The 18,786-nt window shown below is 30.1% G+C and carries 19 protein-coding genes; 4 read left to right on the top strand and 15 right to left on the bottom strand.

What is annotated here, in order from left to right; all coding sequences use genetic code 11:
• The 3 genes from B8965_RS11930 to B8965_RS11940 form a co-directional block, all read right to left on the bottom strand.
• A partial coding sequence (locus tag B8965_RS11930) for a helix-turn-helix domain-containing protein (protein ID WP_084054421.1) occupies window positions 1–430 on the bottom strand: 430 nt, incomplete at its 3' end.
• Window positions 431–464: 34 nt separating this feature from the next.
• The gene (locus B8965_RS11935) at window positions 465–1,184 is read right to left on the bottom strand and encodes a UvrD-helicase domain-containing protein (protein ID WP_084054422.1); all 720 of its coding nucleotides are present in this window, start codon (window positions 1,182–1,184) and stop codon (window positions 465–467) included.
• 3 nt (window positions 1,185–1,187) lie between these two features.
• On the bottom strand, window positions 1,188–4,595 hold the full coding sequence (locus B8965_RS11940; protein ID WP_084054423.1) for a PD-(D/E)XK nuclease family protein: 3,408 nt from the start codon (window positions 4,593–4,595) through the stop codon (window positions 1,188–1,190).
• Between the two features lie 122 nt (window positions 4,596–4,717).
• On the opposite strand from B8965_RS11940, the gene B8965_RS11945 reads away from it, so the two are divergent.
• Complete coding sequence (locus tag B8965_RS11945) at window positions 4,718–5,440, top strand: 2-phosphosulfolactate phosphatase (protein WP_084054424.1); 723 nt, start codon at window positions 4,718–4,720, stop codon at window positions 5,438–5,440.
• A gap of 38 nt (window positions 5,441–5,478) precedes the next feature.
• Here the strand turns inward: B8965_RS11945 and comA are convergent, their stop codons facing one another.
• The 4 genes from comA to B8965_RS11965 form a co-directional block, all read right to left on the bottom strand.
• Window positions 5,479–6,306 carry a phosphosulfolactate synthase gene (gene comA / locus B8965_RS11950; protein WP_084054425.1) on the bottom strand — a complete coding sequence of 276 codons (828 nt, stop codon included), beginning with the start codon at window positions 6,304–6,306 and terminating at the stop codon, window positions 5,479–5,481.
• A 101-nt stretch (window positions 6,307–6,407) separates the two neighbouring features.
• On the bottom strand, window positions 6,408–6,956 hold the full coding sequence (locus B8965_RS11955; RefSeq protein ID WP_278336360.1) for a DUF3793 family protein: 549 nt from the start codon (window positions 6,954–6,956) through the stop codon (window positions 6,408–6,410).
• 72 nt (window positions 6,957–7,028) lie between these two features.
• The gene (gene thrC / locus B8965_RS11960; RefSeq protein WP_084054427.1) at window positions 7,029–8,525 is read right to left on the bottom strand and encodes a threonine synthase; all 1,497 of its coding nucleotides are present in this window, start codon (window positions 8,523–8,525) and stop codon (window positions 7,029–7,031) included.
• Between the two features lie 108 nt (window positions 8,526–8,633).
• The gene (locus tag B8965_RS11965) at window positions 8,634–9,050 is read right to left on the bottom strand and encodes a CBS domain-containing protein (protein WP_084054428.1); all 417 of its coding nucleotides are present in this window, start codon (window positions 9,048–9,050) and stop codon (window positions 8,634–8,636) included.
• A 208-nt stretch (window positions 9,051–9,258) separates the two neighbouring features.
• Between B8965_RS11965 and B8965_RS11970 the strand changes: the two genes are divergently transcribed.
• Genes B8965_RS11970 through B8965_RS11980 form a run of 3 tightly spaced genes read left to right on the top strand, consistent with a single transcriptional unit; the run spans window position 9,259 to window position 11,721 of the window.
• Window positions 9,259–10,125: a metal ABC transporter solute-binding protein, Zn/Mn family gene (locus tag B8965_RS11970; RefSeq protein ID WP_084054429.1), complete on the top strand. Its 867-nt coding sequence runs from the start codon at window positions 9,259–9,261 to the stop codon at window positions 10,123–10,125.
• A 9-nt stretch (window positions 10,126–10,134) separates the two neighbouring features.
• On the top strand, window positions 10,135–10,863 hold the full coding sequence (locus tag B8965_RS11975) for a metal ABC transporter ATP-binding protein (protein WP_084054430.1): 729 nt from the start codon (window positions 10,135–10,137) through the stop codon (window positions 10,861–10,863).
• Window positions 10,864–10,875: 12 nt separating this feature from the next.
• Window positions 10,876–11,721, top strand: coding sequence for a metal ABC transporter permease (locus B8965_RS11980; RefSeq protein WP_084054431.1), 846 nt, complete (start codon window positions 10,876–10,878; stop codon window positions 11,719–11,721).
• A 169-nt stretch (window positions 11,722–11,890) separates the two neighbouring features.
• Here B8965_RS11980 and B8965_RS11985 read toward each other — a convergent pair whose 3' ends face one another.
• The 8 genes from B8965_RS11985 to B8965_RS12015 form a co-directional block, all read right to left on the bottom strand.
• Complete coding sequence (locus B8965_RS11985) at window positions 11,891–12,181, bottom strand: DUF2325 domain-containing protein (RefSeq protein WP_084054432.1); 291 nt, start codon at window positions 12,179–12,181, stop codon at window positions 11,891–11,893.
• Between the two features lie 134 nt (window positions 12,182–12,315).
• A complete protein-coding gene (locus B8965_RS12380; RefSeq protein ID WP_144015930.1) occupies window positions 12,316–12,474 on the bottom strand; it encodes a FeoB-associated Cys-rich membrane protein in 159 nt (52 codons plus the stop codon).
• A gap of 9 nt (window positions 12,475–12,483) precedes the next feature.
• A complete protein-coding gene (feoB, locus tag B8965_RS11990) occupies window positions 12,484–14,523 on the bottom strand; it encodes a ferrous iron transport protein B (RefSeq protein ID WP_084054433.1) in 2,040 nt (679 codons plus the stop codon).
• A 48-nt stretch (window positions 14,524–14,571) separates the two neighbouring features.
• Window positions 14,572–14,808 (bottom strand): FeoA family protein, encoded by a 237-nt coding sequence (locus tag B8965_RS11995; RefSeq protein ID WP_084054434.1) that lies wholly within the window; start codon window positions 14,806–14,808, stop codon window positions 14,572–14,574.
• Window positions 14,809–15,459 (bottom strand): metal-dependent transcriptional regulator, encoded by a 651-nt coding sequence (locus B8965_RS12000; protein WP_084054435.1) that lies wholly within the window; start codon window positions 15,457–15,459, stop codon window positions 14,809–14,811.
• A gap of 189 nt (window positions 15,460–15,648) precedes the next feature.
• On the bottom strand, window positions 15,649–17,535 hold the full coding sequence (locus tag B8965_RS12005; protein ID WP_242941995.1) for an ABC transporter ATP-binding protein: 1,887 nt from the start codon (window positions 17,533–17,535) through the stop codon (window positions 15,649–15,651).
• 112 nt (window positions 17,536–17,647) lie between these two features.
• On the bottom strand, window positions 17,648–18,589 hold the full coding sequence (locus B8965_RS12010) for an ROK family protein (RefSeq protein ID WP_159446352.1): 942 nt from the start codon (window positions 18,587–18,589) through the stop codon (window positions 17,648–17,650).
• On the bottom strand, window positions 18,582–18,776 hold the full coding sequence (locus B8965_RS12015) for a hypothetical protein (RefSeq protein ID WP_084054438.1): 195 nt from the start codon (window positions 18,774–18,776) through the stop codon (window positions 18,582–18,584). The genes B8965_RS12010 and B8965_RS12015 overlap by 8 nt, the downstream gene beginning before the upstream one ends.
• Window positions 18,777–18,786: the final 10 nt, after the last annotated feature.

The following is an 18,786-nucleotide window of genomic DNA, read 5'->3' on the forward strand; positions in this document are numbered from 1 at the left end:
TGCTTGTATCAACAGGAGCTGAATCATCTTGGCGTTGTATATTAACAGCCTTACCTGATGAATTCATTTTAGCCCTTCTCCCACGTTTCTTATCTCTTAAGGCATCAGGACCAGCCGCTCTATAATCATTTACCCACCTAGCGATAAGAGCATTATTATTAATCCCTATCGAAAGAGCCAGTTCCTGATAAGATACCTCACTTGTTAAATAAGACTCTACCACACCAAGCTTAAATTCAAAAGAATAAGCTTCGTTCTTTCTTGAACGTTTTAATCCATCATCACCAAGTTCTTCGTAGTAATGTACCCAATTGAGAACTTGTCTTCTGTTTTTTACTCCATATTTTTCTGCTAAAAAAGTATAACCTCCTTCGCCACGTAAATATGCATCTACAACTTTCTTTTTAAACTCATAACTGTATGCAGCCATAAAAATACCGACCTCCAATTGTTAGATTTTTGGTCTAACTTTTGGGGGTCGGTACAGAATTAGCTAAGCTTAGTGCTTTTATTAATAAATTTTCACATTCTTTAAATTCTACCTTAACTAAAGGTAAAAGATAGCTAAACCAATCGAGATGGCTTAAATTTTCACTACTTTCATCTAACCACTTTTCTGGCCAAGGATTGCTGCCAGAAAATTCATATAAATTTAAGATCAACTCTTTAACGATACTATCGTCTTTTTCTCCTCCATATGCATCGATGAGTTTTAAAAACAGATCATCTTCCTTACTGTTGATATAATGTTCTTCTAAAACTTCTTCGACTGCATCGAACCTTAGCAATTCACCTTCAGTATCGTTTACAATTCTAAAGTTTGGATCGATATCTAACATGAAAAAGTTTTCTCTTACTATTTCTAAACAAAAGGAATGCAACGTTGTAATAGAAGCATTATTTAATAAACTTAATTGTTTATATAAATTAGTTGAACTAGGATTTGTTTTAATAGCCTTATTAAGAGCCATACCAATTTTCTCTTTCATTTCAGCAGCCGTTGCATTAGTAAAAGTAACCACTAGTAGCTTATCTACGTCAATAGGCTTTTTTTCATCACATAACTTTTGAATTATCCGTTCAACTAATACAGCAGTTTTTCCCGATCCCGCTGCAGCCGCTACTAATAAATTTTTTCCACTTAGTTCAATTGCTTGTTTTTGTTCATCTGTCCACTTCGTCATCAATCACACTTCCTTTAGTCTTTCCCAAATTTCTTCTTCCTTAATATCTTTTATCTCACGATATTTATTATCATTTAGCTCTGTATCAAATTGACACACTGTTTTAAAAGCACAATATGTACAAGCAGAAGCATTCTTAAATTGATATGGAGTTAAAGAAACATTTCCTGATAACATCTCTTGACCACTATTAATAATTAGTTTTCTTATATAATTTATGATTGACTTTATTTGCTCTTTTGTTACTACTTTAGATCTTTTGGTAAAAAGATCCTTAGAATCTTTACTTCCTATATCATTTTCTCCTTTTAATACCTTTTGCCCCTCTTTATTTATTTCAACTGGAATTAAAGGTGAAGCTCCTAAACTAGTTTCTTGATCTGTTAATTGAAATACTTCTATATCTGCAAGTGATAAACCATTCATCTTTAAACTTTTTAAAAGTTCTTCTTCAATTTCTTCCATACTTAATGGTTTGTTTGCCTTAATAATGGGATTACGTAAATAAAAATAAAAAACTCCTGCAGGCAAAACCTCTTTTTCTCCCATTACTTTTTCAAAATGACTTAGTACTACATCTAAGTAGGTAAGTAACTGCAATTTTAAACCGTAATAAACTTCTATTAAACTTAAACCAGCTTGTCCTGATTTATAATCAATTACCCTTAAAAAACATTTCTCGTCTGAAATAGAAGCATCAACACGGTCAATTTGCCCAACTACCTCCATAATAGAACCTTCTTCCAATGTGAATTTTAATCCTGGAAGTTCTGTATCATTAAAACCAAAATTCATTTCAACTCCTATTGGTCTAAAATTACCCCTTCGTGCATGCTCTTTTAAAACGGATACACTTCTTTGCAAAGTCTTTTGAAATTTTTGCGTCAGAAAACGATATCGAGCTGAGCTAAGTAAAATTTGATTTTGAAGCGTTGGAGTTATTTCATTAGCAATGTTATTAATAATGTCTTCACTTTGTTTTTTAGTAATATCTGCCCAATCTTGTCCTCTATTTTTTAGCTCTAAAGCAAATTTCTCCATTGCCTGGTGGAAAAACTGTCCTAAATCGGGGCTTTGAAATTTATATACTTCTCTTTCCCTTAAAGATAAACCATATGTTAAAAAATGTGAAAAAGGACAACTATGGTATTTTTCAATTCGAGAGACGCTTATGCGTAAAGGATTTTGATATAGTTTACTTATTATAGAAGCTGGAATTGGATTAGCTTCATTTTTATGATTAAAACCTTCTATTATTTTTTCTAATTTTTCTTGATAAGGATCTTTTAAAAACCAATTATATACAGCCCACCAAAGATTATTTACCTCTAAACCATCTTGTAAATCCCTAATTTTACTTCCAAAATAAGATAAAGTTTTATTTGGATGGCTAATAAACCTTAGATCATCATTTCCTGATGGATCTATACCTATTATTTCTTCTTTTATTTCTGGAAATAGTTCCTTGATTCGATTTATTACTAAAGAAGGGCGCAGGGCCTTTCCTTCACTATCTGCTAGTGGATAACTTAAAATTATTTTTCTACTTGCTCTTGTTAACGCAGTATATATGAGGAACTGTTCTTGATTTAATTTTTCTTTCCTACCGGGAGCTAGATTTATTCCCCTATCTTTAATTAAATCCCGTTCTCTATCATCAAATAATCCATCTTTACTTAATTTTGCAGGTAATACTCCGTCTAAGATCCCCATAATAAAGACAGCCTTTAAATTAGGATTTCGTGATCTTTCTAATGACCCTATCACTACTTGATCTAAGCCAGGTGGGATTAAAGCTAACTTTAAATTTTCAAACCCCGAAAAGATAATTTTATTAAAACTATCTAAACTTAATTTTTCTGCTCCTAATGTTTCCACTAATTGATCTAAAATGTCAATTACTCCATCCCATATTTGTAGATGTTCCCGCGCTTTTTCTATATTTTCCATTTTTCTAGCAGTTTCTACCCAATTATCAAGTTTTTGTGGGATATTAAGATTAATTAGTAAATTAAAAATAGCTTCTGCATTATCTTTTACAGACTTTGATGACTGTATCTCTTCTCTAAAAATCAATAATTCAGTAATAGCACCCTTAGGGTACTGATCAAAGTTTTCTTTTCTAATTCCTTGAGCTAAACATTTATTTTCTAATATATCTACTTCTCGACGTGTAATATTAACTAAATCTGTCTTTAAATATCTAAAAAGATCTTCATAGTTAAAACCATTTTCCACTACATTTAAAGCTGAAAGTATAAGTTCTATAACAGGATGATGCATCATTGTTCTTTTGCGATCAATGAAAAACGGTATTTCATATAATTTAAAAATCGTCTCAATTAATAGATCATAATTATCAAAGTTTCTTAAGTATACTCCTATATCTTTATAACGATAATTGCTATCTCGGCATAATGAACGAATTTGTCTGGCAATTTCTTCGACCTCTGACTGGTAATTATGTGCAACTACTATTTTAATGTCTTCTTTAATTTCTTCATTAAAAGACCTTTGTGCATAATCAAAGTAATTCTTTTCTAAATACATTAAAGCTTTTGAATCTTTGAAGCGATAAATATCCTTTTGATCAAGTAAAATAGGTTGATCAGTTTTTATATTATTACTATTAATAATTTCGTTTATTTTTGCATAAGTCTTATAAGCACCTTCAAAAACGTCCTTAGTATTTTCCACCATATTTAGTGGATTTAAAGTAACAGTTAAATTTACGCGATATGCTGTTTTCATTAAAGCTTCAATTACATTTAACTCTTGGGGTGTAAAACCGGTAAAACCATCTATCCAAATTTCTGAATTTTGAATATAGGTAGATAAATGTACTCTCTCTGCTAATAAGTTTAAATAATCATCCGGGTCTACATATTTTCCTGTTAAATATTCCTCTAAGTCCTTATATATATAGAATAAATCACTTAATTTTGAAGATAACAAAGATTTTTCCTCTGCAAAAGAGTCTAGCAAGGTTTGTATATCGTCTAATTTCACTTGATATAATTTTAATTCTGATATTGAGCTTGCAATATTATCTACAAAACCCGGTTTATTACTAGCTGTTTTAAACACCTTTAAACTACTTTTTCTAGCTTCTAAAAATTTTCTTATCATCATTTTTTTACCTAAATCATCAATATGACTACGTGTAGCACCACCAACTTCTTGGAGAATTCGAAAGGTTAATCTAGTAAAGTTAAGCACCTCAGCTCTCATGATACCTTCTAAACCTTTTGCTGAGGCTAATTCTAGTTCGTTTTGAAAAGTAGCTTGTTCAGGAACTAATAAAATTAAGTTTCTACCTTCATTACTTTGCTTTAACTCATTTTTTATACTTTCTAAACACTGATGTGATTTACCGCTTCCTGCTCTACCAACTATAAAACGAAATGACATTATATCGCCTCCGAGTTTATGTTTCTAACTTTAATTAATTATTCTCCATAAATAAAGTTGTACCTTTATATTGAAGTTTGTCCTGAGTTAGTGAATTCTTCCTATAAAATTTTAAAAAAGGAATGATTATTATTAATAAATTAAATGTTTATAACACCTGGCAAGAAGTTAACTCTACAATAGTTATAAATACTGTTACTATTGTAATCGATGTTTTTAGAGCTTCAAATTCAATAATTACTGCATTATCCAATGGTGCATCTACCATAATACCAGTAAGTGAGATTGATGTGGCGTTTGAAATTAAAAAAAACAATCCTAAATTCCTCTTAGGCGGAGAGAGAAAGTCTTTGAAAATTGAGGGTTTTAATTTTGGAAATTCACCTTTAGAATATACAAAAGACAAAATACAAGATAAAACTATTATCTTTACTACTGCTAATGGTAGCAGAGCTCTCAACAAGGTACATTTAGCTGATAAAATTTTTGTAGCTTCATTTGCAAATGCTAAATATATAGCAGAGAAAGTAATTAATTATAATAAAAATATCTCTATTGTTTGTGCCGGTACTTTAGGTAATACTTCTCTTGAAGATAGCTTAGCTGCTGGAAAAATTATAGATGAAATATTAAAGAATACGAATTATGAACTAAACGACTTTGCTTACCTATGTTTAGGCTCTTATCGAAATAACAAAAATGATCTTTTCAATCTTGTTTCTAATAGTGCTAATGGTAAAAGGTTATATGAGCTAAATAAAATTGAAGATATTAAGTATTGTATCCAAGAAGACACTATTTCTTTAATCCCTTTATATGAAAATAAAAAAATATCGCTCCTGTAGGAGCGATATTTATAAAAAAACTGCTTTACTCAACATTTTTATGTTGATCTATGTAGTCTTTTCATTCCTTTAGATGACAAATAAAATTCAAGTGTATCTCCCCTTAGCCCGGTTCGTAGGGCTTCTAATGATAATACCTCACTAGTTGGGATATTACCTATATTTACATTTGAACCTATTCTTGTGATAAATTCTGTTTGTTGCTCTTTAAGTGGTGCTTCCCAGATAATATCGTCTAAATTATCAACATTACTCATTAATTCTTCTAAATCGTTAATTACTATATTACCTTCATTATCGTATAAGCTTACACCTTTACCATTTTCTCTTCCTTCTACAATAACTTTATAAGCACCCCATTCTAAATCCTTCCTAACCTGGCTAAATAAACCATAAATAGACATTTGTTGGTTGACATCCTTTTTACCTACTTCTGTTATAACTTTTAAGTCCCGATCTAGAGCCATTTGAATTATGCCTTTGCGTTCTTCAGGTTTTAAAGTTATTGTACCATCAGATACTTCAACATATTCAAAGCCTAATTTTTTACTTCTATCAAGAAATGATTTTATCTTACCTTGATAAAAAGCAACCTCTAAAAATGTTCCTCCTGGATAGACTGCCACATCAAACTTATGAGCTAAATCAATTTTTTTCTCTAAAACCTTCTTAGAATAAAAAGCTGCTGTTCCAAATCCAAGTTTAAGGAAGTCTATATATTCACTAGAAACCTCTAACAGATCCTTTGTATCTTTTAAACCTAATCCTTTATCAATTACCATTGTTAATCCTTTATTACGGGGTTTGTTCGCTCTATTGCCTAAAGGAAGTGAGATGATATCGCTCCAGGCCCCTTTTTCAAACAAAATAAACACCTCTCCTTCATTAATCTCAATTTAGAATATGAATCTTAACCAGGAAAAGTGCGTAATATAATTATTTGTTAACATTTTATTGTTGTAACAATTTAATTCATCTTATAATTATCTTCTTTATAGAGTTCTTGTGCAAAAGATTCCTTTGCTTTTTGATATTTATTATAATAGCTTTGTGATAACTCCAAACTTCCATAATATCGCCAACCTCTTGCTCCTACAAATTCTAAAGGATACATGCCCATAAAACCTAATACATCTTTTAAAGGATATCCTAAAAACAAACCTACTTCATGGGGAAATTCTTCTTTTTGTAATCTTGACCTTAATATTTCTAAATTATCAACTAAACTATTTTGTAAATTATATCCCATGTTATAAAGAAAGTTTTGATTACATTTTTTCATAAAAACTTCTTCTAAAACAGTTTTATGGTAAAAGAAAACTTGCATTCTAGGTTCACGTTTCAGTTCTTTTATTTCCATTAAGTTTATTTCTGGGTAGTTTACTAAAGCATTTTTACAATTTTCAAATCCTTGACCAATTTTAACATTAATCAACTCAGCTGGTTTTACACCCATGATAGTTGCACCAATTAATTTAAAAATAATATTTGTCTCATTAGTAGGCAGATTAAACACCTCGCAAAAAATATTTATACTTATATTTTTTACGAGGTGTCATAAGTTTATGCTAACTATTTATGGTAAGGGTTATTTAATGTTTAAAATATCCTTAATTATAGAAGGTATTTCTTCTTTTTTACATACCTTCTTATGCAAAATAGGCTTTTTATCCAAATCTTTTAAACCAAAGTGAAGGTTTAACCCACTAATTTTACTTAATTGATCTAAGGACTCATATTCACTTTGATTTATTCTAGTTTTATTCGTTAATGCTTCTAGCACAGCTTCATTAAATTTAAAAGGACTAGCTGTAGAGTCTATTATAGTCTTACTCTTATCCTTTGTTTCCTTTATATAATTATCATATACTTTTAAAGCAACTGCGGTATGAGTATCTAATGTATATTTATAATTTTCAAAAGTTTCTTTTATTACATTCTTAGTTTGTTCTTCATTTGTAAAATTACCATACATGATTTGCTGTATTTTTCTTTTTGTGTCTTCATCAACTTCAAAGTATCCTTGATTATTAAGGTCATTCATCCAATTATTGATTTTATCACCATCGTGATCTGTAATTTCATATAAAAATCTTTCTAAATTACTAGAAACTAAAATATCCATTGAAGGACTATTGGTCTTTTTAAATTCTCGACGTTTATCATATTTTCCTGTTTGGAAAAAATCAGTTAATACTTTGTTTTCATTTGAAGCACAAATAAACTTATTAACCGGTAAACCCATTTTATGTGCATACCAGCCTGCAAGTATGTTACCAAAGTTTCCAGTTGGAACTACAAAATTAACTTTCTCCCCTTCTTTGATATCCCCTTTTTTAAGAAGCTCACTATAAGAGGCAAAATAATATATAATTTGTGGTAATAATCTTCCCCAATTTATAGAATTTGCTGAAGAAAGCTCGATTCCATTTTCTAATAACATCTGTTTAAACTCTTCATTACTAAATATTTCTTTTACAGTAGTTTGACAATCATCAAAATTACCATGAACACCTACAACATAGGTATTTTCACCCTCAGTTGTGTTCATCTGTAATTCTTGTATTTTACTAACTCCTTTATAAGGATAAAACGTTATAATTCTAATTCCTGGTACATCCTTAAATCCTTCTAAAGCTGCTTTACCGGTATCACCAGAAGTTGCAACCAAAATAACAACTTCATTTTCTACGCCAGTTTTCTTGATAGCTAATGATAAGAAATGTGGCAATATTTGTAGAGCCATATCCTTAAATGCAGCTGTTGGTCCATGCCATAACTCCATAATATAAGTATGATCATTTAACTTAACTAATGGAGTAAAACTAACATCATCAAAGTTTGTAGTATTATAAGCTTTAGAAACACATTCTTTAATCTCTGATTGTGTATAATCATGTAAATACAAGGAAAATATTTCCTGGGCAATGTCGTTATATGATTTATCTTTAAAATTTTTAATTTTTTCTGCAGATAAAACTGGAATATTCTCAGGAACAAATAATCCTCCTGTCGGTACCATACCTAGTTTAATTGCCTCTGCTGCTGTAACCTTGTTATAATTACTTCTTGTACTAATATACATAAATCGCTAGCCCCTTTACATATAATAACAGAATAAACAAAGTATTCTGCATAAATAACGATAATCCTGCCGGAAAATAAGATGCTCTTATTTTAATTAAATACTATATTAAGTAGCATTTTGTTGATTTATAAACTTAGAAGTGTATTCAATTATTTCTCTTCTTCTAACTATTCCAATAAATATGTCCTGATCATCGACCACAGGTATAAAGTTTTGGGTAATAGCAAGTTCAATCAAATCCTCCATACGTGCATTAATTCGCACTGGTCTGTTGCGCATCTTCCAAGGAATGTCATTTATCATAATTTTATTTGTATTTTCAAACATTAATCCAGGCGTATTTTTCATTTTCCATAACAAATCACCTTCCGTTAACGTCCCTATATATCTTCCATTTTTATCAAGTATTGGTATGGCTGAATATTTGTGATATTCCATTTTTTCTAAGGCTTGACGCAACGTAGAATTTTTATCTAAAAAGGTGACTTCTTGCTTTGGAATCAAAAAAAATGAGATATTCATAGGTTTCTCCTTTCTAACATTGCACAGTACATTAATTGGCTATTTACACGTTTAATTATTATATTTTATAATTTTCTATAGTTATTAATTATTATATCATGTTCATTGCTTATAAGTCTTTTAAATAAATTTTTCCTTAAAATTGATTAGAATTATATATACTTTGGAAACAATTTGAATGATATAATATTTTTTGGAGGTATCAAACATGAAACGTAAATATGTGATTATATTTATATTATTAATTTTAACTTTCTGTGGTTGCAGTCATAATACATCTGCAGGTCTAAGTTCTAAACCTATCATAGCTGTTTCCATTGTTCCTGAGGAAACTTTCTTGAAAAATATTGCTGGGGATTTAGTAGAAATAGTTACTCTGATTCCTCCTGGTAATAGTCCTGCTAATTATGCTCCTACCCCCCAAGAACTTGAGAAACTTAGTCGAGCAAAGATATATTATACCATAGGAGTACCAACTGAAACAGCAAACATTCTACCTAAAGTAAAAGAGCTTAATAATAAAATGAAAATAGTTGATCTACCTAAGATAGTTTCAGAAATTTATCCCGACCGTGAATTTTCACCTGGTCACCGTGATCCTCACATTTGGCTTTCACCAAAAAGGGTAAAGATTATAGTTTCAGCTATGACAAAAGAGCTTATAGCTATTGATCCAAATAATAAAGATATCTATGAACAAAATGCAGAAAAATATTTACATGAATTAGACATCTTAAATCAAGACATACAAAGTTCTTTAGAAAATACAAAGTCTAAATCATTTATAATTTATCATCCTTCTCTTGGTTATTTTGCAGATGATTATAATCTTAAAATGATAAGTATTGAAAATGAGGGTAAAACTGCAACAAGCAAAGATTTAAAAAATATTATCGATTTAGCTAAAGAAAAAAATGTAAAAGTGATTTTTCATCAAAAGGAAATTGATAGTAAAAAGGTTCAAACTCTCGTAAAAGAAATAGGTGGAGCTACAATGGAAATTCAACCCTTATCAGCAAATTACATCGAAAATTTAAAATCCATGGCTAATACATTAGAAAATGCACTTAATTAGGTGATTAAAATGATTTATATAAAAAACTTAAATGTTCAGTATGGCTCAATCACTGCTTTATCAGATATTAATTTAAAAGTTAGTAAAAATGATTTTCTAGGAATTATAGGTCCTAATGGCGGGGGAAAAAGTACTTTGCTAAAAACTATTTTAAGTCTTATTCCTCCTTCTTCTGGAACAATTAGAATCTTAGGGCAAAATCCTAAAAGGGCAAGAAAGTATCTTGGTTTTGTACCTCAATTTTCAAAATTTAAAATCGACTTTCCTATAAATGTAAATGATGTTGTTTCTATTGGTTGTTTAGCTAAACCTATAAATATCTTTCATAGGTATACATCTGAAGATAAAGAAAAAATATCTTCTATTTTAGAAAAATTAGATCTAAAACATTTAAAAGAACGTCAAATAGGTGAATTATCTGGGGGACAACTACAAAAGGTACTTATTGCAAGAGCTTTAGCAAGTGATCCAGAAATTTTGCTCCTTGATGAACCTACCGCTAGTCTTGATTCTAGGGCAAGGAATGATATCTATAGTCTTTTAAAAGAATTAAACCATAATATGACCATTATTATGGTTACCCATGATATGAGCATTTTAACTTCCCATGTTAAAAGCATTGCGTGTTTAAATCAAACCTTACATTATCATGGCGAAGTTAACTTAACTGATGAAATAATGCAAAAAACCTTTGGTTGTCCTGTGGATTTATTCACCAAAAGAATTTCTAAAATATAAGGAGAATACTTAATGCTAGAAGCTTTAATTCATTATAATTTTTTACAACATGCTTTTTTAGGAGCAATACTTGCAAGCATTGCATGTGGGATTATTGGCACGATTATCATAGAAAAAAAACTTGTGATGATGACTGGTGGTATTGCTCATGCCTCTTTTGGTGGCATCGGTCTTGGTTATCTCTTGAATTTTACTCCTATTTTAGGAGCTTTAATTTTTTCCTTAATTGCTTCTCTTGGAATTTCCGTAATTGAATCTAAAATTAAAACTAATACGGATATCCTAATTGGAATGTTTTGGTCACTTGGTATGGCTTTAGGAATCATTTTTATTTCTTTTACCCCAGGCTATCCACCTGATATGACCTCGTATCTATTTGGTGATATCTTAACGATTTCTGGACTTGATTTAATTTTAATTGGTGTTTTAGATTTAATAATAATTTTTATATTAATTTCTCTGTTTGATTATTTAAAAGCATTTTTATTTGATGAAGAATTTCTTAAAGTTTTAGGTATAAATACAAAACTAATTAATTATCTAATTTATATTCTTATTGCTTTTACAGTTGTTATCCTCATTAGATTAGTAGGTATAATTTTAATACTGGCTTTACTTACTACCCCTCCTGCTATTGCAAAGCAATTTACCTATGACTTTAAAAAGACCATCCTCTTGTCTATTGGTTTTGGAATTTCTTTTTGTTTACTTGGACTTTGGATTTCCTATGAATTAAATATAGCCTCAGGGGCAGCAATAATTATTATAGCTGTTTTATCCTATTTAATAATTACTTTTTCCAAAAGCACCTTTCTTTCTATAACTGGGAAAAGTATTAATCACAAAAAAAGTCTTTAAATATTATTTAAAGACTTTTTTCTTTAGCATTGAATTCTTCCATTAGTTTATTTAAGTTATTAATTTTGGTATTACATAATAAATCCCCATATTTAGTCATTTGTGTTCCCCCAGTATTTGAGCTCCACTATTGTCGAGAAATGTTAATCATTAGAAAAGTGCTTCGTGCTTATGCAGTTTTTGAACTTAATTCACTTAAAGTTTCCTTAATTGATTTTAAACTACTATTATGTACTCTTATGTTTTGTAAGTTTTTCTTTTTACAGATTTTCATTGCTTGGCTAATCATATTATGTGAAACAATATCAGTTAACATAATTACACAATCAGGACACCCTATACACCTATCTAACCTTGGCATGTCATAGGTAAAAACCTTTAGCTTACAGCCATATTCTTTGGCAGCGATTTTATATTCTTTTCTCATTCTTTCATGTCCTCCAATTAATACAATACTCATTTAAATACCTCCAATTAAAAATGATTATTTTTTTGCTTGTCTAAATTAATATCATACAATTATTATTTTCTTGTTTACTGATGATCATTACCAGTTGTTAGGGTTAAATAAGAGGAAAATTTTAAATTTCCCTCTTATTTAACTTTATTTTTCAACTCAAAAGAACAACCTCCTGGACAACAAACACAGCTACTACATCCACTGCAAGTTCCTTGTTTAGTACTTTTTTTAATTTTTCTAAAAAGATAAGTACTTGAAGCTATAATAACAGTTATTAAAATAATCTGTTCCATCTCAATCTCCTAACCTAAACCTAAAAGGTTTCCACCTTGATATACTATAAAAGAAACTACCCAAGCTAACAACATAGTATATACAATAGCAAATGCAGGCCATTTCCATGAATTTGTTTCTCTTTTAATAGCACCTAAAACCGCTATACATGGCACATAAATTAAAGTCATCAACATAAAAGAATATGCACCTAGAGCTGTCCAGTTTTGACCAATTGCAGAAATTAGACCTGCTCCTTCTCCTGTCCCATAAAGAGTACCAAGAGTTACTACTACAACTTCTTTTGCTAATAAACCGAATATTAAAGATGATGCTGCTTCCCATGTTCCAAAACCTAAAGGAGCATAAACTGGAGCAAAAATATTACCGATTATCCCCATGTAACTTTCACTACTTGCATATTCTACTCCAGCTGGAAAACTAGCTAAAGCCCAAATTAAAACTACGCAACCAAAGATAATGGTACCTGCTTTTTTTATAAAAGCGCTTCCTCTGTCCCACATATGAATAAATGTGCTTTTTAATGTAGGAAATCGATATGGTGGTAACTCCATTACAAATGGAGTAGTTTCTCCTGGGAAAAGAAAAGTTTTAAATAATTTAGCCATAACAATTGCTAATACGATACCAACAAAATAAATAGAAAACATAACTAATCCTTGATTTTTTGTAAAGAACGCACTTACAAATAAAGCATATACTGGTAGCCTTGCTCCACATGACATTAAAGGTGCTACTAATATTGTAGTTAATCTATCATTTTTACTTTCTAACGTTCTAGTTGCCAGTATAGCTGGAACGCTACAGCCAAATCCCATTAATAAAGGTATAAAAGCTTTACCTGGTAGTCCTAAAGCTCTCATAAAACGATCCATTATGTAAGCAGCCCTGGCCATATAGCCACTGTCTTCTAAGAAAGAAATAGCAAAAAACAACAAGAATATATTAGGCAAGAATACTAAAATTGAACCTAAACCGCCAATTAAACCTTCAGCTATAAAAGAAGAAAGTAAAGAGTTAGAAATACCTGCACTTGCTACTTCACCTAACCAAGCAAAGAGGTCTTCAATATAACCAATTAAAGGATCACCTAACGTAAAAGTAAATTCAAATATCGCCCACATGGCTGCTAAGAAGATTGGAATTCCTAAGAACCTATTCAAAACTACGCTATCAACTTTATCGGAAAAACTAATACTATTTTCAATATTTTTACTTGTCTTAACACATTTTTTTACTACGCCTTCGATAAATCCATATCTTTTTTCAATTATTACTGTTTCAGCATCATCACCAAATATTTTTTCTAAATCAATGATACTTTGATCATACCTAGCTAATATTTCTTCTGTTCCCGAGGTGCTTTTGAATTTAGTTATTAATTCCTCATCATTTTCTAAAAGCTTTACTGCAAGCCATCTAGCAGAATATATATTAGTTAACTCTGGGTTTTCTTCAATTAAATTTGTCAATTTTTCTATTTCTTGTTCAATTTCAGCTCCATAATTAATTTTAATGCTTTTTTTTCTTTTACCGATTTCTTTTTTAGCATTTGAAATTAATTCTTTTAGACCTTTATTTTTTATCGCGACAGTAGGGATTACTGGAATACCCAGTAGATCACTTAGTAATGAATGATTAATATCAATTCCATTAGTTTTAGCTTCATCAGCCATATTTAATGCTAATACTAGATTAGCATCCATTTCCATTAATTGAACTGCTAGATATAAATTTCGTTTTAAATTAGAAGCATCTATAACATCAATTACTACATCTGGCTTTTCACCAATTATATAATTTCTAGCTACTAATTCATCTTCCGAATATGCCCCTAAGCTATATGTACCTGGCAAATCTATGATATTAACACTTTTATCTTCTAATAATATTCCCTCTTTTTTCTCAACCGTAACCCCTGGCCAATTCCCTACATGGGCTTTTGAACCGGTCAAACTATTAAAAATAGTAGTTTTTCCGGCATTAGGGTTTCCTATTAAAGCAAAAGTATTTTTTAGATTTTGATTTAAGTTATAAACAACTGCCATTTATTATCCCCCTATTATTAGGCATACCTAACATTTTAAACAAAAAATTTAAGCTGATTCTTCTATTAATATTTTTTGTGCCATACCTCTGCCAATTGCAATTCTACAATCCATGACTGCTACGATCAGTGGTCCAGCACCATCATTCTTAACATTCTTTACCTTTATGCCCTGGGCAAATCCCATTTCACTTAATTTTCTACTTAGTCCTGTTCCACCTTGTATACTAAGCACAATAGCTTCTTTTCCTACATCTAAAAATCCCAGTGGCATTGACTTAGCCATTTAAACCACCTCCACCAAAATTGCATTAGCTTCATTTTTACGCAAACTTAAATTATAATCCTTAATACATATTTCCATTGGATCACCCATAGGTGCTATACGTTTAACTAAAATTAAATCACCAGTAGTTATCCCCATTTCTAAAATACGACGACGTAAACTACCTTGTGCTTCAACTTTAACTATTTTGCCTTTTCCTCCTGGCTTTAAATCACTTAAACAACTTGTAGTCAACAATACTTTCACCTCCTTACAATCGAACTCTGTATCTAAAAATCCTTTTTCTTTTAAGAAATCTAGTAAAGCCACAATAGATTCAGTGCTAATTGCATGTTCCATTAAACACGCATCGTTATCAGCAATGTTTTCTTCTACTTTTAAAACATTCACCAAAAAATTTTTAAGAATAATGTGTTTGTATTTAACCTTTTTAGCTTCTCTTCTACCTTTTTCAGTTAGAGAAACCGGTCCATATTTTTCTGTATGTACTAAGCCTAATGCATGCATGTTGTTGATAGCTTGAGTTACACTAGCTTTAGCTATTTCTAACCTTTTTGCAATATCAGTTACTCTGACACTATTATTATCAGCAGAAAGTTGTAAAATAACTTCTAAATAATCTTGAACTGAATGTGTCAAAGCTGCAGACATATTAAACACTCCTTAAAAGTTAGTTTAACCTAATTTTTAACGCAATAGATAATGATTATCATTTGCATTTATTGTACTGAATATTTTTTACCTCGTCAAGTATTATTTTAAAAATAAATAAAACCTTACCTAGTTATACTACTCTTTACTAAAAACAGGTTTTTTCCGGTAAGGTTTTACTTATTTATGTTAAATACTTTCTTCTAAAATTTCCAATAATTCTTCCCACCTTGCCATTAAAACAGGCAGATTTTCTTCAGCCTCTTTATAATCATTAACTAATTCTTTGCTCTTTTCTTCATTTTGATAGCTTTCAGGATCTGCTAGTTTTTCACCTAAAGCTTTAATTTCTGCTTCTACTTCAGTAATTTTTTCTTCGATTATTTTTATTTCTTCTTTAATTTTAGACTTATTAATTTTTGGCTTTTGATCTTTTACTATTTTCTTAGTTATTATTTCTTTATTAAGCTCTTGTTTTTGTGCCTGCTCACTTAACTGAAGTTTTTTTTCTTTAAAATAAGAATAACTACCTAAGTATTCTTTTAAACTACCTTTTTCAAGTTCAAAAGTTTTATTAGTTACTTTATCCAAAAAATAACGATCATGTGAAATTACTAAAAGTGAACCTGGAAAATCCACTAATATATTTTCAATTATTTCTTTAGAAGGTATATCCAAATGATTAGTAGGTTCATCCATAATTAATAAATTAGGTGATTGTAAGATGATTTTTAAAAGTGCTAATCTTCCTTTTTCTCCCCCACTTAAATCTCTTACCAATTTAAAAACATCGTCACCCTGAAAAAGAATTGTAGCTAATTTATTTCTTGCCTCTTTTTCTCCCATATTAAATGCATCACAAAGTTCCTGTATGACTTGTTTCTCTTCATGAAGATCTTTATGTTCTTGGTCAAAATACCCTATGGAAACTCTACTACCATAGTCAATAGAACCTTTTAAAGGATTAAGTTTACCCATTATAATTTTTAAAATTGTGGTTTTTCCTGTTCCATTTGCCCCTATTAAAGCAACCTTATCACCTTTTCTCATTTCAAAACTAATATCATCAAATAGAGATTTTTCAGCAAATCCCATTTCAATTTCATTAACCTTTAAGACAATTTCACCTGTACTTCCTATGTCCTTAAAATTCAAATTTATACTTTGCTCATTTTGTATTCCTTCAATTCTTTCTAGTCTCTCTAAGTGTTTTTGTCGCCCTCTTGCTTGTTTGGATTTTATCCCCGCTTTATATTTTCTAATATATTCTTCTGTTTGCGCTATTTTTTGTTGTTGCTTTTCAAAAGCCTTATTTTGGGCTAAATCTTGTTCTTCTTTTAAAATCAAATACCGAGAATAATTACCAGGAAAAGAACGTATTTTCTGATTACTTAGTTCATAAACCTTAGTTACAATAGCATCTAAAAAATAACGGTCATGCGAAATTAATAGTACTGCACCACTATAGTTTTTTAAAAATCCTTCTAACCATTCTAAAGCTTCTATATCCAAATGATTTGTTGGCTCATCTAATAAAAGTAAATCTGGCTCTCTTACTAAAAGTCGTGCTAAGCTTACCCTTGTCTTTTCTCCACCACTAAATTTATTTATATCACGCGTATAATCATTATCAGTAAAGCCTAGTCCTTTAATTATCCGGCGAGCCGTTGCTTCGCAACTATACCCACCCATTTCTTCATACTTTTGTGATAAATCGCTATAGTTTTGCATAATCTTATCAAGATTTACACCATCTTGTCCCATTTTCTTTTCTAGTTTTCTTAGCTCGTCTCTTAGGGCAAAAATATCACTATACATTTCCATCACACTATCCATCAAACTAATATTCTCTTCATAGTCAGGTATTTGTTCTAAATAACCTACCTTGTATTTATTACTGATCATTACTTCGCCATTATCAAAACTTTCACTACCTGTTAGACATTTAAAAAGTGTAGTTTTTCCTGCACCATTATGACCAACTAAACCTACTTTTTCGCCTTCTTTTACGACAAAATCTATGTTTTCAAATATTTTATCTACTCCATAACTTTTACTTAAACCTTTTCCTTGCATTAAAATCAAAACCATCACCTCGTCTAGTCACTAACCTTAAGCTTATCAAAGATTTCATATAAAAAAAACCCCAATAAAAAATAAAACCAACTTAAAGTTTGTTGGTTTCATTTTAAATAACTTTTAGTGTCTTAAAAAACAAACTAGCTGCTCCCATAACTCCAGCATTATCACCAAGTTTACTTACTGTTATTGTAAAATTTCGCATTGAAGGATAAGTACATTCTTTTACTCTATTTTCCAAACCCTCTAAAATAATCTCTTTTGAATGCATGACCCCTCCTGCTAAAATCACTTTTTCACCATTAAAGATATTTATTAAATTACTTATCCCAATAGCTAAGTATTCTTTGGTTTCGTCAATAGTTTTAATAGCTAATATATCATTATTACGATATGCTTCAAAAATCATTTTTGAAGTTAAATTTCCTTTGTTAAATGATCTATTTATATCTTGTTTTTCACTGTATCTTCGTTCAATAGCTGTAGCTGAAACTAAGGTTTCAAAACAACCTCGACTACCACAACTACAAGGGTAACCAAAAGGTTCAATAATCATATGACCTGCCTCAACAGCTGCTTTATCTTTTCCTTGTAAAAGCTTGTTATCAATAATAACTGCTGACCCCAGACCTGTACCTAAGGTTAAATAAATGATGTTATTAGAATTTTTTCCTACCCCATAAAAATAATCACCTAAACAAGCAGCGTTAGCATCATTAATTAATTTAACCTTTAATCCCACAGAATTTTCTATTTCACTAGAAATGTTTATATTGTCCCACTTTAGATTAGGACAATATAGACACAATCCTTTTTCATCATTAACAGCTCCTGGAAGAGCTAAGCCGACACCTTTTATTTTTAATTCTTCATTATCTTGATAAGAGTTTATTAATCCTATTATCTTTTTTATTATACTAATATATCCTTGTTCCTTTTGTGTTTTAATACTTTTAGCTAACTGTATTTTCCCATCTTCATCTAAAAGCCCAGCTTTAATATTTGTTCCACCTACATCAATTCCAATCGAATATTCTCTTATTTTAATCACCTTCTCGTTCAAATGTTTTAATAAATTCCTCAGCATTAAAATTGTTCAGATCATATCCTCCTACTTTATTTAAATAAGCTGCGCATCTTGCACAATAAAGATTACCTTCATCATCTATATGAGTTATTCTAAAGTCCCGATGTGTTACTAAGCATTTATTACATCTTAAAATATCATAAATTTCCATATTAGTCTCC

The organism is Desulfonispora thiosulfatigenes DSM 11270, assembly GCF_900176035.1.
Lineage (GTDB): Bacteria > Bacillota > Peptococcia > Peptococcales > Desulfonisporaceae > Desulfonispora > Desulfonispora thiosulfatigenes.

Coding starts and splice junctions, on each gene's coding strand:
- B8965_RS12015 (WP_084054438.1), bottom strand. CDS start 18,776: ATGGAAATTTATGATATTTTAAGATGTAATAAATGCTTAGTAACACAT.
- B8965_RS11970 (WP_084054429.1), top strand. CDS start 9,259: ATGAAACGTAAATATGTGATTATATTTATATTATTAATTTTAACTTTC.
- B8965_RS11940 (WP_084054423.1), bottom strand. CDS start 4,595: ATGTCATTTCGTTTTATAGTTGGTAGAGCAGGAAGCGGTAAATCACAT.
- B8965_RS12000 (WP_084054435.1), bottom strand. CDS start 15,459: ATGTCTGCAGCTTTGACACATTCAGTTCAAGATTATTTAGAAGTTATT.
- feoB (WP_084054433.1), bottom strand. CDS start 14,523: ATGGCAGTTGTTTATAACTTAAATCAAAATCTAAAAAATACTTTTGCT.
- B8965_RS12005 (WP_242941995.1), bottom strand. CDS start 17,535: ATGCAAGGAAAAGGTTTAAGTAAAAGTTATGGAGTAGATAAAATATTT.
- B8965_RS11995 (WP_084054434.1), bottom strand. CDS start 14,808: ATGGCTAAGTCAATGCCACTGGGATTTTTAGATGTAGGAAAAGAAGCT.
- thrC (WP_084054427.1), bottom strand. CDS start 8,525: ATGTATATTAGTACAAGAAGTAATTATAACAAGGTTACAGCAGCAGAG.
- B8965_RS11965 (WP_084054428.1), bottom strand. CDS start 9,050: ATGAATATCTCATTTTTTTTGATTCCAAAGCAAGAAGTCACCTTTTTA.
- B8965_RS12380 (WP_144015930.1), bottom strand. CDS start 12,474: ATGGAACAGATTATTTTAATAACTGTTATTATAGCTTCAAGTACTTAT.
- B8965_RS11945 (WP_084054424.1), top strand. CDS start 4,718: ATGATTATTATTAATAAATTAAATGTTTATAACACCTGGCAAGAAGTT.
- B8965_RS11975 (WP_084054430.1), top strand. CDS start 10,135: ATGATTTATATAAAAAACTTAAATGTTCAGTATGGCTCAATCACTGCT.
- B8965_RS11980 (WP_084054431.1), top strand. CDS start 10,876: ATGCTAGAAGCTTTAATTCATTATAATTTTTTACAACATGCTTTTTTA.
- B8965_RS11935 (WP_084054422.1), bottom strand. CDS start 1,184: ATGACGAAGTGGACAGATGAACAAAAACAAGCAATTGAACTAAGTGGA.
- B8965_RS11985 (WP_084054432.1), bottom strand. CDS start 12,181: ATGAGTATTGTATTAATTGGAGGACATGAAAGAATGAGAAAAGAATAT.